Source organism: Micromonospora sp. SL1-18, from assembly GCF_047921505.1.
In the GTDB taxonomy this organism is placed as follows: Bacteria; Actinomycetota; Actinomycetes; order Mycobacteriales; family Micromonosporaceae; genus Micromonospora.
The window spans coordinates 1-12,622 of the sequence record NZ_JBLROA010000053.1; the positions used below are offsets into that span (position 1 = coordinate 1).

Here is a 12,622-nt window from a genome sequence, read left to right on the forward strand (position 1 = left end):
CCTTCAGGGCCGAGAAGTTGACGCACCGCCGACGCAAGCCGCGCCGCCCGGGTCAGTCCCAGCAGAGGCAGAACGGGTGGCCGGCCGGGTCGGCGTAGACCCGGAAGCCCTCGCCCTCGCCGGGCAGCCGGCGCGCGCCCAAGGCCAGCGCCGCCTTCTCCGCGGCCTCGATGTCGTCCACCGTCACGTCGAGGTGGAACTGCTGCGGCCGATCCGGGGCGGGCCAGTCCGGCGCGCGCAGGCCGGGTGCCTGCTGGAAGGCGATCCGCGGCTGGTGCCCCGGCGGGCCGCCGAGCACCACCCATTCGTCACCGTCGGAGTTGTCCTCGATCAGCGGCAGGCCGAGCAGCTCGGCGTAGAAGCCGGCCAGGGCACGCGGGTCGGGGCAGTCGATCACCGTGGAACGCATTCGTCCAACCATGCCGGTCATCCTGCCCCGCCGGTACGACAGGAAACCTCACTCCTCGTGGAGCCGGCGGCCGGCGTCGCGGCAGGCGGTGAGGACCGCCCGGGCGTACGCCGGAGTGGCCCCGGCCAGGCCGCAGGCGGGGGTGACCACCACCTGCTCGGCGAGCCGGCCACGGGGGAAGCCGAGCCGGTCCCACAGCTGCCGTACCCGGTCGGCGACCTGGGCCGACATCGGCGCGCGACCGGTGGACGGGGGCAGCGCGGGCGCGGCGCCGGCCAGCAGCCCGAGCCCGGCGTCGATCGCCTCGCCCAGCGGATCCAGGTCGGTGACCAGGCCGAGATCGAGGGCGACGCCGACCGCCCCGGCGGTCCGAATCAGCTCCAGCGGCACGTCAGGCGCGCAGCAGTGCACCACGGTCGGCACCCCGGCCGCCTCGATCACGCCGCGCAGCAGCGTCCTGGCGACCTCCGGCTCCACCGCCCGGTGGGTGCCGAAGCCGCTCTCCGTGGGTACCCGGCCGGCCAGCACCGCCGGCAGGGACGGCTCGTCGAGCTGGAGCAGCACCGACGCGCGGGGCAGCCGCCGGGCGACCGCCTCGACGTGCCCGCGCAGCCCCTCGGCGAGCGAGCCGGCGAGGTCGCGAACCGCCCCCGGGTCGCGGAGCAGCCGGCCGCCGATCGGCAGCTCCAGCGAGGCGGCCAGGGTAAACGGGCCGGCCGCCTGCACCTTGACCGGGCCGGGATACTCCTCGGCCTGCTCGGCGAGCTGGTCGAGGTCGCGTTCCATCAGGTCACGGGCGCGGCGCAGGTCCTTGCCGGGCCGGAGGGCGATCCGCCAGCGGGCCGCGTACAGCTCGACCGGCAGTTCGACGAGGAGGCCGCCGGTCCGGCCGATGAGGTCCGCGCCGGGGCCCCGGGCGGGCAGCTCCGGCAGGTGCGGCAGGGCGGGCAGCTCGCCGAGCACGATGCGCTGCGCCTCGGCGATGTCGGTGCCGGGCAGCGAGCCGATGCCGGTCGCCGCCCCGGCGGGCCAGGGCCAGGGCTGATCAGTCACCGCCGCAGACTATCCGCTGCCCGACCCGGTGATGGTGGCGGAGCCGAGCACCACGTCCCCGGCCGGGTCCGGCCGGTACGCCACGATCGCCTGGCCGGCGGCGACCCCGCGCACCGGGCGGCGCAGCTCGGCATGCAGGCCCTCGGCGTCCAGTGACACGGTGGCCGGCACCACGTCCCCGTGCGCCCGCAACTGCACCTCGCACTCGACCGGCCCGGCGGGCCGCTCGCCGCCGGTCCAGACCGGGCGGGTGGCGCGGACCTGCCCGACCTCGAGCGCCTCGGCCGGGCCGACCACCACGGTGTTGGTCTTCGGGGTGATGGAGAGGACGTAGCGGGGGCGACCGTCCGGGGCGGGCCGGTCCAGGTGCAGGCCGCGGCGCTGCCCGACGGTGTACTGGTAGGCGCCGGTGTGGCTGCCGACAACCGCGCCGGTGTGCGCGTCGACCACCTCGCCCGGTGCCTCGCCGAGCCGCTGGGCGAGGAAGCCGCGGGTGTCGCCGTCGGCGATGAAGCAGATGTCGTGCGAGTCGGGCTTGTCGGCCACCGCGAGGCCACGCCGGGCGGCCTCCGCGCGTACCTCGACCTTGGTGGAGTCGCCGAGCGGGAAGATCGACCGGTCGAGCTGCTCGCGGGTCAGCACCGCGAGGACGTACGACTGGTCCTTGGCCACGTCGACGCTGCGGCGCAGCAGGCCGTCCGGGCCGAGCCGGGCGTGATGACCGGTGACCACGGCGTCGAAGCCGAGGGCCACCGCCCGGTCCAGCACCGCGGCGAACTTGATCTTCTCATTGCAGCGCAGGCACGGGTTCGGGGTACGACCGGCCGCGTACTCGGCCACGAAGTCGTCCACCACGTCCTCGTGGAACCGGTCGGCCATGTCCCAGACGTAGAACGGGATCCCGATCACGTCGGCGGCCCGGCGGGCGTCCCGGGAGTCCTCCAGCGTGCAGCAGCCCCGAGCGCCGGTGCGGTAGGTCTGCGGGTTGCGGGCCAACGCCAGGTGCACCCCGGTCACGTCGTGCCCGGCCTCCACCGCACGCGCCGCCGCCACGGCGGAGTCCACCCCGCCCGACATCGCCGCCAGAACCCTCACCGGCCCACTCCCCTCATCCTCACCGAGGGTATCCGGGTCAACGGGGGGTACGGGTGGCGGCCGCGCGCCGGGCCCGCTCCACGGCTGCCGGCAGCGCGGCGATGAGAGCCTCGACGTCCGCCCGGGTGCTGGTGTTCCCGAGGGTGAACCGCAACGACGACCGGGCTCGGTCGTCGTCGGCGCCCATCGCCAGCAGCACGTGCGAGGGCTGCGCCACCCCGGCCGAGCAGGCCGAGCCGGTCGAGCAGGCGATGCCCTGGGCGTCGAGGAGGAGCAGCAGCGCGTCCCCCTCGCAGCCGGGGAAGGAGAAGTGCGCGTTGCCGGGGAGCCGGTCGACCGGGTCGCCGTTGAAGATCACCTCGGGGACCGCCTGTCGGACCCGCTCCACCAGTTCGTCGCGGAGCGCGGCGACCCGGGTCGCGTACTCCTGCTGGCCCTTCACCGCGGCCTCGACGGCAACCGCGAAGGCGACGATGCCGGCGGTGTCGAGGGTGCCGGAGCGGACGTCGCGCTCCTGGCCGCCGCCGTGCAGCAGCGGGGTGGCGGCGACGTCCCGGGCGAGCAGCAGCGCACCCACGCCGGTCGGGCCGCCGAGCTTGTGCCCGGTGACGGTGAGCGCGGAGACGCCGCTGGCGGCGAAGTCGACCGGCACCTGGCCGACCGCCTGGACCGCGTCGGTGTGGAACGGTACGTCGTGCTCGGCGGCGACCTCGGCCAGCTCGGCCACCGGTTGCAGGGTGCCCACCTCGTTGTTCGCCCACATGGCGGTGATCAGGGCGACCCGGTCGCCGTGCGCGGTCAGCTCGGCGCGGAGCCGCTCCGGGTCGAGCCGGCCGGTGGCGTCGACCGGCAGCCAGCCGACCTCGGCGCCCTCGTGCCCGGCCAGCCAGTCCACCGTGTCCAGCACCGCGTGGTGTTCGACGGCGCTTGAGACCACCCGGGTGCGGTCGGCGCGGACGGCTCGGCGGGCCCAGAAGACGCCCTTCACGGCGAGGTTGTCGCTCTCCGTGCCGCCCCCGGTGAAGATCACCTCGGAGGGGCGGGCGCCGAGTGCGGCGGCCACCCGCTCGCGGGACTCCTCCACCCGACGCCGGGCGCGTCGGCCGGCCGCATGCAGCGACGAGGCGTTGCCCACCTCGCGGGCCGTGGCGACGTACGCCTCGAGTGCCTCGTCGAGCATCGGGGTGGTCGCCGCATGATCCAGGTATGCCATCGGTGTCCAGCCTACGGCCGGAACCCGTCGCGCCGGATGCCGGACCACCCCACACGGGTCGGGACCGGTTTGTCCATCCCGGCACGACGCGGATGTGCTTGCTCGGTACCCTGACCTGAGGGGCGCACTGACGGGCTGATCGGCGGGCCGGCTCAGCTCCCCGGCCCGCCGATCAGCTCCCTTTTCGCGTGTGCGGCGGAAAGGGACCGGCTCACTTGCGCTTGCGGATCTCCTCGGCGGCCTGCGGAACGACCTTGAACAGGTCACCGACCACGCCGAAGTCGGCCAGCTCGAAGATCGGCGCTTCGGCGTCCTTGTTCACCGCGATGATGGTCTTCGAAGTCTGCATGCCGGCCCGGTGCTGGATCGCGCCGGAGATGCCGAGCGCGATGTAGAGCTGCGGGGAGACTGTCTTGCCGGTCTGCCCGACCTGGAACTGGTGCGGGTAGAAGCCGGAGTCGACCGCCGCGCGGGACGCGCCGACCGCGCCGCCGAGCAGGTCGGCCAGCTCCTCGACCAGCTTGAAGTTGTCGGCGTTGCCGACACCGCGGCCGCCGGAGACGACGACGGAGGCCTCGGTGAGCTCGGGGCGGTTGCCCTTCTGCTCGGCGACCCGCTCGACCACCCGGGCCAACTTGTCCGCCTCGCCGACGGTCACGGTGAGCTGCTCGACGGCCGGGGTGGCCGGGGCCGGGGCCGGGGTGAGCGAGTTCGGCCGGACGGTGACCAGCGGCAGACCCTTGGTGACCTTGGACTTGACGATGGTGGAACCGGCGAACGCGACCTGGGTCGCGGTGCCGTCAGCGGCCAGGGCGACCACGTCGGTCAGGATGCCGTTGTCGAGCTTCACCGCCAGCCGGGCGGCGATCTCCTTGCCCTCCTGCGACGAGGCCAGCAGCACCGCTGCCGGCTGCACCCGCCCGACCAGGTCGGCCAGCACGGTGGCCTTCGGCGCCACCAGGTAGCCGTCGATCTCCTCACCCTCGGCGGCGTAGATCTTCTCCGCGCCGTACTCGCCCAGCTTGGCGCTCAGCGCCTGTGCGGCGCCGGCGCCGGCGAGCACGACCGCGCTCGGGGTGCCCAGCTCGCGGGCGAGGGTGAGCATCTCCAGGGTGACCTTCTTGACGCCGAACTCCCGGGTGGCTTCGACGACGACGAGAACCTCAGACATGTCCAGACCTCTCACACGAACTTCTCGGTGGCGAGGAACCCGACCAGCTTCGCGCCGCCCTCGCCCTCGTCGGTGATCTTCTCGCCGCCGGAGCGTGGCGGGCGCTTGGTGTGTTCGAGCACGGCGCTGGTCGCGCCGTCGAAGCCCACCTCGGTGGGGGCGATGCCGAGGTCAGCCAGGGAGAGCGTCTGCACCGGCTTCTTCTTGGCGGCCATGATGCCCTTGAAGGAGGGGTAGCGCGGTTCGTTGATGGTGTCCCAGACGGAGACCACGGCCGGGGTCGAGGCGGTGACCACCTCGTAGCCCTCCTCGGTCTGCCGCTCGACGGTCAGGGTCGCACCGTCGACGGTGAGCTTGCGCGCGCCGGTCAGGGCGGCGACGCCCAGCCGCTCGGCGATCATGTGCGGCATCACCTGAACCCGGCCGTCGGTGGACTCGGCGCCGCAGATCACCAGGTCCGCGCCGAGCTGGCCGAGAGCGGCGGCGAGCACCTTCGAGGTGGCCACGGCGCACGATCCGTGCAGCGCGTCGTCCACCACGTGTACGGCCTTGTCCGGCCCCATGGAGAGCGCCTTGCGGATCGACTCGGTCGCGCGATCCGGGCCCATGGTCAGGATGGTGACCTCACCGCCGTGCGCCTCCTTGATCTTCAGCGCCTCCTCGATGGCGTACTCGTCCATCTCGTTGATGACGTTGTTCGCCGAACCGCGGTCGACGGTGTTGTCGTCAGAACGCAGGCTGCGGTCCGCGCCCGAATCAGGCACCTGCTTGACGAGTACGACGATGTTCATCGCGCTTCGACGACCCTCCTGGTTGGTGTAGCGATCCCTCGCCCGGTCACGGGCGCAGCCTCCCGCGAAACTTAACGATCGGTCAACCGCGGGCTGCTGTGCAGTTGCCCACGGGCCATGTTACCCGCAAGTAGCATGCCCGCTCCGGGAGCCTCAGAGTGACACAAGCCACTCGGTCAGGCCGACTCGGCCAACGCGTCCCTGATCCGGTCCAGCACCGTCGCCTCGGCGGGGGTCACGCCCTGGTGGGCCCGCGCCACCCGGTCGGCGGCGGTGAGCACCACCGACCGGTACACGTCGACGTCCCTCGGCGACTTCTCCCGCAGGATCGCCAGCGACCGGCTCAGCGCGGGCAGCACGACCGCCTCGATCTCCAGCGCCGAGTCCCGGCGCAGCTCCGGCAGCGGGCCGCTGCTGAGCGCCTCCTTCACCACCCCGCTGGCCTCGTCGAACGCGCCGGACGCCGCGAAGCTCTCCCGCACCACGGCCAGCATCCCGGGCTCCGCGTTGGAGACCAGGAAGACGGCACCGAAGGCCCCGGTCTTGAGGGTCAGCCGCTCGTCCGCCGTCAACGGTTCCATGATCACGGAGTGTAGACGTACGGGGTGGTCGTGGTGACCGCAACGAGCCCGAGCCGCTCCAGGATCGGCCGGCTGTCCGGCGAGCAGTCCACCTGCACCAGCGTCTTGCCGCGCTGCTCGGCCAGCCGCGCCCGGTACGCCACCAGCGCCCGGTAGATGCCCTTCTTGCGCCACTCCGGCAGGGTGGAGCCGCCCCAGAGTGTGGCGAAGCCGGTGCCGCGCTGGTAGCGCACCCAGCCGGCGCTGACCATCGTGTCGCCCGCCTCGGCCACCACGATCGTGATCGACTGCGGGTCGGCCTCGATCTCCCTGGCCAGCCCGGTCACCAGGTGGCTCCGGTCCTCGTGCCAGACCGCCTCCTCCATCGCGGCGATCCGCTCAAGGTCCTCCCGGGCGGTCACCTCGCGCAGGCGTACCCCCTCGGGGAGGACCGGGACGGCGGCGGCCAGGGCCGCGACCGGGCCGACCACGACGGTCTCCTGCCCCTCCGGGACGAACCCGGCGGCGCGCAGCCGGTCGCCCAGGTCGGCCGGCTCGTCGTGGCCGTTGAGCTTCCACTCGACCTCCTCACCCCGGGCGCGGAAGATCTCCACCTGCCGGCCGATCAGCGCGTCCAACTCCGCGCCGGCCAGTCCGTCGAGGGTCCGGTAGGTGAGGAAGCCGCCGTGGTCCAGGCCGAGGATGCGGAACAGCGGGCCGTCCCGTTCCACGGTCACCCCGGCCGGCACCGGGTCCGGGATCTCCGGACGGATCTGGGCGTCGTAGGCGTCGCGGAGGCTCCGCGCATCAAGATCAGTCACCCACTCAGACTAGGCATCAGGTAAAGCGGATAATCGGCAATGTGTGGCAGGCGATCAGGCGCTGGTTCGACCCGCGCGAGCTGCGGTCAGTGGGCACCACCCCGGACTACCGCTTCTCGCTGGCCAACGAGCGGACCTTCCTGGCCTGGCTGCGTACCGGCCTGGCGCTGATCGCCGGCGGGCTGGCCGCGGCCCAGTTCCTGCCTCCGCTGCCGCTGGCCCACCTGCGCGAGGCGATCGCCATCGCGCTGCTGCTGCTCGGCGCCACCGTCGCGGTCCGGGCGGTCGACCACTGGGCGCGGACCGAGCGGGCGATCCGGCTGGGCGAGGAGCTGCCCACGTCCCGTTTCCCGGCGATCCTGGCCCTCGCCGTCGCCGTGGGCGCGCTGCTGCTGGTGATCGCGGTCCTCGCCCGGGTGATCCGATGACCGGCGACCCCGGTCTTCAGCCGGAGCGGACCCAGCTGGCCTGGCGACGTACGTTGCTGACGCTCACCGGGGTCACCGTGCTGCTGGTCCGCCTGGCCCTCGCCGGCGATCAGGCGGACGCGGCGCTGGCCGGGCTCGCCGTGCTGGGCTGGCTCGGCGCGCTCGCACTCACCTGGCGCCGAGCCACCGGCACCGGTCCCCGGCGGGCGCAACGCTGGTCGTTTCCGCTGATGGCGCTGATCGCCGCGGGTCTCGCGCTGCTCAGCGTCGTGCTGGTGGCACGCGGGCAGCGCTGAACCGCACCGATGGTCCATGATGTCCGCATGGCTCGCCTCTACGGGTTCCTCTTCCTGGCCCAGATCGTGCTCGCCGTCTTCGCGCTGATCAGCTGTCTCTCCGCCGAGGATGGTGAGATCCGGGCGCTGCCCCGCATCGCCTGGGTGCTGATCATCCTGTTCTTCCCGCTGGTCGGCTCGATCGCCTGGTTCGTGGCCGGCCGGGAACCGACCGCCCGGCGGTCGGGGACCCTCTGGCCGATGGGGAACGGGTTCTCCGAGCAGGAGCGCCCCCGGCCGGTGGCGCCGGACGACGACCCGGCGTTCCTGTCCTCCCTCGCCGAACGGACCCGGCGGGAGGACCAGGAACGCCTGCGCCGCTGGGAGGAGGACCTGCGCCGGCGCGAGGAGCAGCTGCGCCGCCAGGAGGACGAACGGGACCGCCCGGAGGTGTGAGGATCAGGCCAGGTTCGACGAGCGGGGGTACGCGTCGGCCGGATCGGTGAGCACGTTGACCAGGTACGGCACGCCGGCGTCGAAGGCGCGGGCCAGCGCCGGACCGAGGTCCGCGGCCTTCTCCACCGTCTCGCCCGCGCCGCCGAGCGCCTCGACCACCCGGTCGTAGCGCAGACCGGGCTGGAGGTCGGCGGCCACGTCGTAGCCGTACATGGCCCGCATCGGGTGCTTCTCCAGACCCCAGATGCCGTTGTTGCCGACCACGATGACCACCGGGAGCTGCTGGCGGACCAGGGACTCCGCGTCCATCAGCGAGAACCCGGCGGCGCCGTCGCCCATCAGCACGCAGATCTGCCGGTCCGGGTGGGTCACCCGGGCCCCCATCGCGTAGCCCATGCCGGTGCCGAGACAGCCGTACGGGCCGGGATCGAGCCAGGTGCCGGGCTGCGCCGGCTCCAGGTACTTCCCGGCGTACGAGACGAAGTCGCCACCGTCGCCGATGGTGATCGCGTCGGCGGCGAGCACCTTGCGCAGCTCGCCGTAGACCCGGGCGGGCCGGATCGGGTCGGTCTCGGCGGCCATCTCCTCGGCGTCGCGGGCCTTCGCGGCGTCCTCGGCGGTGCGTAGCTGGGCGACCCAGTCGGCGTGGTCGGCCCGATCACCGGGGTGCTCGGCGAAGGCGGTGAGGATGAGCCGCAGGTCGCCGACAGGGCTGGCGGCCGGCTGGACGTGGCCGGCGCGCTGGCTGGGCGCGTCGACGACGTGCACCACCTGCGCGTCACCGAAGTCGCCGAAGCCGAGCCGGAAGTCCAGCGGGGTGCCGACGACCACGACCACGTCGGCACCCCGGAGAGCGACCCGGCGGGCCTTGGCGAAGGCGAGCGGGTGCTCCGGCGGCAGGGCGCCGCGGCCCATGCCGTTGGTGAAGACCGGTACCTGGAGTGCCTCGGCGGCGGCGCGCAGGGCGTCGACCGCGGCGTACGCGTACACGTCGGAGCCGGCGACGATCACCGGCCGGGCGGCCCCGGCGATCAGGCCGGCCGCCCTGGCGATCTCGTCCGGGTCGGCCTCGATCGGGGCGATCGGGGTGACGGCCGGCAGGTCGGCGTCGCCGGTGGAGAAGACCGATTCGAGGGGGAAGTCGAGGAAGGCCGGGCCACGGTGCGGGGTGAGCGCCGCGGTGACCGCGGCGGTGACCGCGCGCGGGATGTCGTCGGCGCTGAACACCGTCTCGGCGTACTTGGTGACCGGGGCGACCAGCGGCAGGTGGTCCATCTCCTGGAGGCTGCCGGAGCCCCAGCGGAACTGCGGGGCCCGCCCGCCGAGCACCAGCACCGGGGAGGCGTTGAAGAAAGCGCTGGTCAGGCCGGAGACGCCATTGGTGACGCCAGGGCCGGCAGTGAGCACGGCCAGGCCGGGGCGGCGCTGGAGCTTCGCCACCGCCTCGGCGGCGAAGACGGCGGACTGTTCGTGCCGGACGTCGTAGATCGGGAAGCCGGTCTTGTGCGCGGCGTCGTAGAGCGGGAAGACGTGCCCGCCGGAGAGGGTGAACATCTCCCGTACGCCGTGCGCGCGCAGCGCCGCCAGCGCCAGCTCGCCGCCGTGCCCCTCGACCCGCTCCGTCATCGCGACTCCCCTCGTCCCGGGACCGGAGTCACACGTTACTGGCCGGTAGGCGGAATGGGAACCGCCCTCGGGGCCGGCGACGGGGTACGCCGCCGGCCCGGCCGGCGGATCAGCGGCCGGTGAAGCCCGGCTTGCGCTTCTCGACGAACGCGACCATGCCCTCGCGCCGGTCGTCGGTGGCGAACAGCGCCGCGAAGAGCTGACTCTCCCAGGCGAGGCCCGAGTTGAGGTCCATGTCCAGACCGCCGTCGACGGCCGCCTTGGCCGCCCGCAAGGCCTGCACCGGGCCGGCCAGAAACGGCTTCACGTAGGCGACCGCAGCGTCGTAGACCTCGGCGGCCGGGACCACCCGGTCGGCCAGCCCGATCCGCAGCGCCTCCTGCGCGTCGATCATCCGGCCGGTCATGATCAGATCCTTGGCACGCGCCGGACCGACCAGCCGGGCCAGCCGCTGGGTGCCGCCCGCACCAGGGATGATGCCGAGCTTGATCTCCGGCTGGCCGAGCTTGGCGTCCTCGGCCACGATCCGCCAGTCGCAGGCCAGGGCCAGCTCGCAGCCGCCGCCCAGGGCGTACCCGGTGATCGCGGCGACCACCGGCTTCGGGATCCGGGCGATGGCGCCCAGCGAGCTGGACAGGTCGGCCGCCCGCTCAGCCATGTCCACGTAGGACATGTCGGCCATCTCCTTGATGTCCGCACCGGCCGCGAAGACCTTCTCCCCGCCGTACACGATGACCGCGCGGACCTCGGCATCGACGGTGGCCACGGTCGCGGCAGCGCGCAACTCCTCCTGCACCTGGGTGTTGAGCGCGTTCATCGGCGGCCGCTCCAGTCGGATGGTACCGATGCCGTCCTTCACTTCCAGCCTGACGAACTCGCCCACGCTGCCCTCACTTCCTCGTCGAAGTCGCGTGCCAACCTTACGGCCCGGATCGTTGGGGTAGACAGTGCGGTGTCCGCCCCGACACCCGGAGTGAGGCCATGATCACCTATTTCGAGGACCGATCGGTACAGGTCACCTCCACCGCCGTACGGGTGGACGGACGGACCTACCCGCTGACCGAACTGAGCATGGTGTGGCACCGGCGAGGCAGCCGGTCCTGGCGGGTGCTGGCCGGCCGCGGTGCCATCGGGGCCGCCCTCGCCGGGCCGCTGGTGGCCGCCGCGCTCGGCGTCGTGATCGCGCTCCGGCTGCACCGCTCGTCCGTGGTCACCCTCGCCATCGTCGGCGCGTCCGTGCTGGTCGGCCTCGGGATCGGGCCGCTCGCCGACGTGCTCTTCGAGCACCTCGACCGGTCGTACACCAGGGGCAGCCGGGAGTTGGAGATGTGGGCACGCTGGCGGGGCCGGCCGGTGCGGCTGCTGGGTACGGGCGACGCGCTGCGCTTCGGCCAGATCTACCGGGCGGTCCAGCGGGCGATGGAGCACGACTCGGCGACGCCGCGTCAGAACGTGATCGGCTCGTCCGGCAGCAACCCGAGGCCGCGCAGCAGGCCGTAGGTGTCCTGCTCGCCCCAGAACTGGACGATCCGACCGCCGGCCAGCCGGTACATCTTGCAGGCGCTCTGCACCGTGGTGGCCCCCGTCGCGTCCCGCCGGTACGTCTGCGCCATCGAGACCACCACCCGGTCCTCGGCCGCGAAGATCTCCAGGATCTCCTGGTCGATCACGGTGAGCCCCGGCGAGGAAACGGCCCCCTCCGGATAGCGCCGGCCACGCACCGCCATGCCGGACCCGTAGATCTCCACGTCCTCGGCGACCACCTCGGCCAACTCGGCTAGGTCCTTGGTGACAAACGTCCGGAGGTATCGCCGGACCACCTCGACGTTGCGCTCCTGCTCGGTCATCGCCGTCTCGGCCCCGCTCCGGTCCGCCATGTCGGGGACGCTACCGGGACCGGCCCTTCCCGACTGCCCGCAGGGGTCGGGGCACGGGTCACCGCGCTGCCAATCCCCGGCGACCACAGCCACTCCTGTTCAACGCCTTTGGAACTGATTTCGCGAACGAATCGGAGTGCCCAGCCCGAGCGGTCCCAGCCCGGACGGTCCCAGCCCGAGCGGTCCGGCGGGGTGGAGCCTGCCGGGCCGGTGCGGGGCGGACAGTGGCGATAGCACAGACGATTCAGCTTTAAAGGCGGTGTCCACCTATCTCGGTGCACGCGGCATTCGCGCCACTGGATGCCGCGGCATAGTCCATCTTGAACCCGGATGGTTAGGCTAAATGATGACCCTCTATTACCGGGACGACGCGGTACAGGTCACCTCCGAGGCCATCCACGCCGGTGGGCACGTCGTCCGGCTCGCCGACATCGCGTACGTCTGGCACGCGCGCGGCGCGACCACCCTGGCCGTCCGGGGTCGGGTCCTCGGCCGGGGCGTGCTGGTCCTGCTCCTCTCACTGCCACCGCTGGTCGCGCTGGTCTGCGTGCTCTCCCTGGCCTGGGCCGCGCAGGACCGGGGCAACTGGAGGCTGGCGCTGGTCATCCTGGCCGCGTTCGTGGTCGCCGGGCTGGCGCTGACCCCGTTCCTGGAACTGCCGCTCGGCTGGCTGGACCGCTCCTACGAGCGTGGCAACCAGGTGCACGAGCTGTGGGTGCAGCATCGCGGGCAGGAGGTGATGCTGCTGCGCACGCCCGACGCGCTCCGGTTCGGGCAGATCTACCGGGCCGTGCAACGCGCGGTCGAGCAGCATGGAGAGCGCCGTTGAGCATCAGCGGGCGCAGGC

Annotated in this window: 16 protein-coding genes; 5 read left to right on the forward strand and 11 right to left on the reverse strand. The window is 72.9% G+C overall.

The features are described from left to right. Positions 1–52 precede the first annotated feature (52 nt). From ACNAW0_RS22300 to ACNAW0_RS22335, 8 genes are all read right to left on the reverse strand, one after another. Positions 53–421: a VOC family protein gene (locus ACNAW0_RS22300; protein WP_416289897.1), complete on the reverse strand. Its 369-nt coding sequence runs from the start codon at positions 419–421 to the stop codon at positions 53–55. Positions 422–457: 36 nt separating this feature from the next. Continuing rightward, on the reverse strand, positions 458–1,462 hold the full coding sequence (locus tag ACNAW0_RS22305; RefSeq protein WP_416289898.1) for a methionine synthase: 1,005 nt from the start codon (positions 1,460–1,462) through the stop codon (positions 458–460). 9 nt (positions 1,463–1,471) lie between these two features. Continuing rightward, positions 1,472–2,557, reverse strand: a complete 1,086-nt coding sequence (mnmA, locus tag ACNAW0_RS22310; RefSeq protein ID WP_416289899.1) for a tRNA 2-thiouridine(34) synthase MnmA — start codon at positions 2,555–2,557, stop codon at positions 1,472–1,474. 37 nt (positions 2,558–2,594) lie between these two features. Beyond that, positions 2,595–3,770 carry a cysteine desulfurase family protein gene (locus ACNAW0_RS22315; RefSeq protein WP_416289900.1) on the reverse strand — a complete coding sequence of 392 codons (1,176 nt, stop codon included), beginning with the start codon at positions 3,768–3,770 and terminating at the stop codon, positions 2,595–2,597. 211 nt (positions 3,771–3,981) lie between these two features. Beyond that, complete coding sequence (locus ACNAW0_RS22320; RefSeq protein WP_416289901.1) at positions 3,982–4,941, reverse strand: electron transfer flavoprotein subunit alpha/FixB family protein; 960 nt, start codon at positions 4,939–4,941, stop codon at positions 3,982–3,984. A gap of 11 nt (positions 4,942–4,952) precedes the next feature. Further along, the gene (locus ACNAW0_RS22325; protein WP_416289902.1) at positions 4,953–5,732 is read right to left on the reverse strand and encodes an electron transfer flavoprotein subunit beta/FixA family protein; all 780 of its coding nucleotides are present in this window, start codon (positions 5,730–5,732) and stop codon (positions 4,953–4,955) included. A 176-nt stretch (positions 5,733–5,908) separates the two neighbouring features. Then, complete coding sequence (locus ACNAW0_RS22330) at positions 5,909–6,313, reverse strand: hypothetical protein (protein WP_416289903.1); 405 nt, start codon at positions 6,311–6,313, stop codon at positions 5,909–5,911. A gap of 2 nt (positions 6,314–6,315) precedes the next feature. Next, the gene (locus ACNAW0_RS22335) at positions 6,316–7,113 is read right to left on the reverse strand and encodes a GNAT family N-acetyltransferase (RefSeq protein ID WP_416289904.1); all 798 of its coding nucleotides are present in this window, start codon (positions 7,111–7,113) and stop codon (positions 6,316–6,318) included. A 41-nt stretch (positions 7,114–7,154) separates the two neighbouring features. Here ACNAW0_RS22335 and ACNAW0_RS22340 point away from each other — a divergent pair, with 41 nt between their 5' ends. The 3 genes from ACNAW0_RS22340 to ACNAW0_RS22350 are packed head-to-tail and all read left to right on the forward strand — an operon-like array spanning position 7,155 to position 8,272. Then, on the forward strand, positions 7,155–7,541 hold the full coding sequence (locus ACNAW0_RS22340; protein WP_416289905.1) for a YidH family protein: 387 nt from the start codon (positions 7,155–7,157) through the stop codon (positions 7,539–7,541). Next, positions 7,538–7,837, forward strand: a complete 300-nt coding sequence (locus ACNAW0_RS22345; protein ID WP_416289906.1) for a DUF202 domain-containing protein — start codon at positions 7,538–7,540, stop codon at positions 7,835–7,837. The genes ACNAW0_RS22340 and ACNAW0_RS22345 overlap by 4 nt, the downstream gene beginning before the upstream one ends. Positions 7,838–7,864: 27 nt before the next feature. Further along, complete coding sequence (locus tag ACNAW0_RS22350) at positions 7,865–8,272, forward strand: PLD nuclease N-terminal domain-containing protein (protein WP_416289907.1); 408 nt, start codon at positions 7,865–7,867, stop codon at positions 8,270–8,272. Between the two features lie 3 nt (positions 8,273–8,275). Here ACNAW0_RS22350 and ACNAW0_RS22355 read toward each other — a convergent pair whose 3' ends face one another. Both ACNAW0_RS22355 and ACNAW0_RS22360 read right to left on the reverse strand, forming a co-directional pair. Next, the gene (locus tag ACNAW0_RS22355) at positions 8,276–9,898 is read right to left on the reverse strand and encodes an acetolactate synthase (protein ID WP_416289908.1); all 1,623 of its coding nucleotides are present in this window, start codon (positions 9,896–9,898) and stop codon (positions 8,276–8,278) included. Between the two features lie 109 nt (positions 9,899–10,007). Next, positions 10,008–10,781 (reverse strand): enoyl-CoA hydratase/isomerase family protein, encoded by a 774-nt coding sequence (locus tag ACNAW0_RS22360; protein WP_416289909.1) that lies wholly within the window; start codon positions 10,779–10,781, stop codon positions 10,008–10,010. Positions 10,782–10,879: 98 nt separating this feature from the next. On the opposite strand from ACNAW0_RS22360, the gene ACNAW0_RS22365 reads away from it, so the two are divergent. Next, positions 10,880–11,398, forward strand: coding sequence for a DUF6232 family protein (locus ACNAW0_RS22365; RefSeq protein WP_416289910.1), 519 nt, complete (start codon positions 10,880–10,882; stop codon positions 11,396–11,398). Here the strand turns inward: ACNAW0_RS22365 and ACNAW0_RS22370 are convergent. Next, entirely contained in the window at positions 11,344–11,775 is a 432-nt protein-coding gene (locus tag ACNAW0_RS22370) for a nuclear transport factor 2 family protein (RefSeq protein ID WP_416289911.1), read from the reverse strand. The genes ACNAW0_RS22365 and ACNAW0_RS22370 overlap by 55 nt on opposite strands. 346 nt (positions 11,776–12,121) lie before the next feature. Between ACNAW0_RS22370 and ACNAW0_RS22375 the strand changes: the two genes are divergently transcribed. Beyond that, positions 12,122–12,604 carry a DUF6232 family protein gene (locus tag ACNAW0_RS22375; RefSeq protein ID WP_416289912.1) on the forward strand — a complete coding sequence of 161 codons (483 nt, stop codon included), beginning with the start codon at positions 12,122–12,124 and terminating at the stop codon, positions 12,602–12,604. The last annotated feature ends 18 nt before the right edge of the window (positions 12,605–12,622 follow it).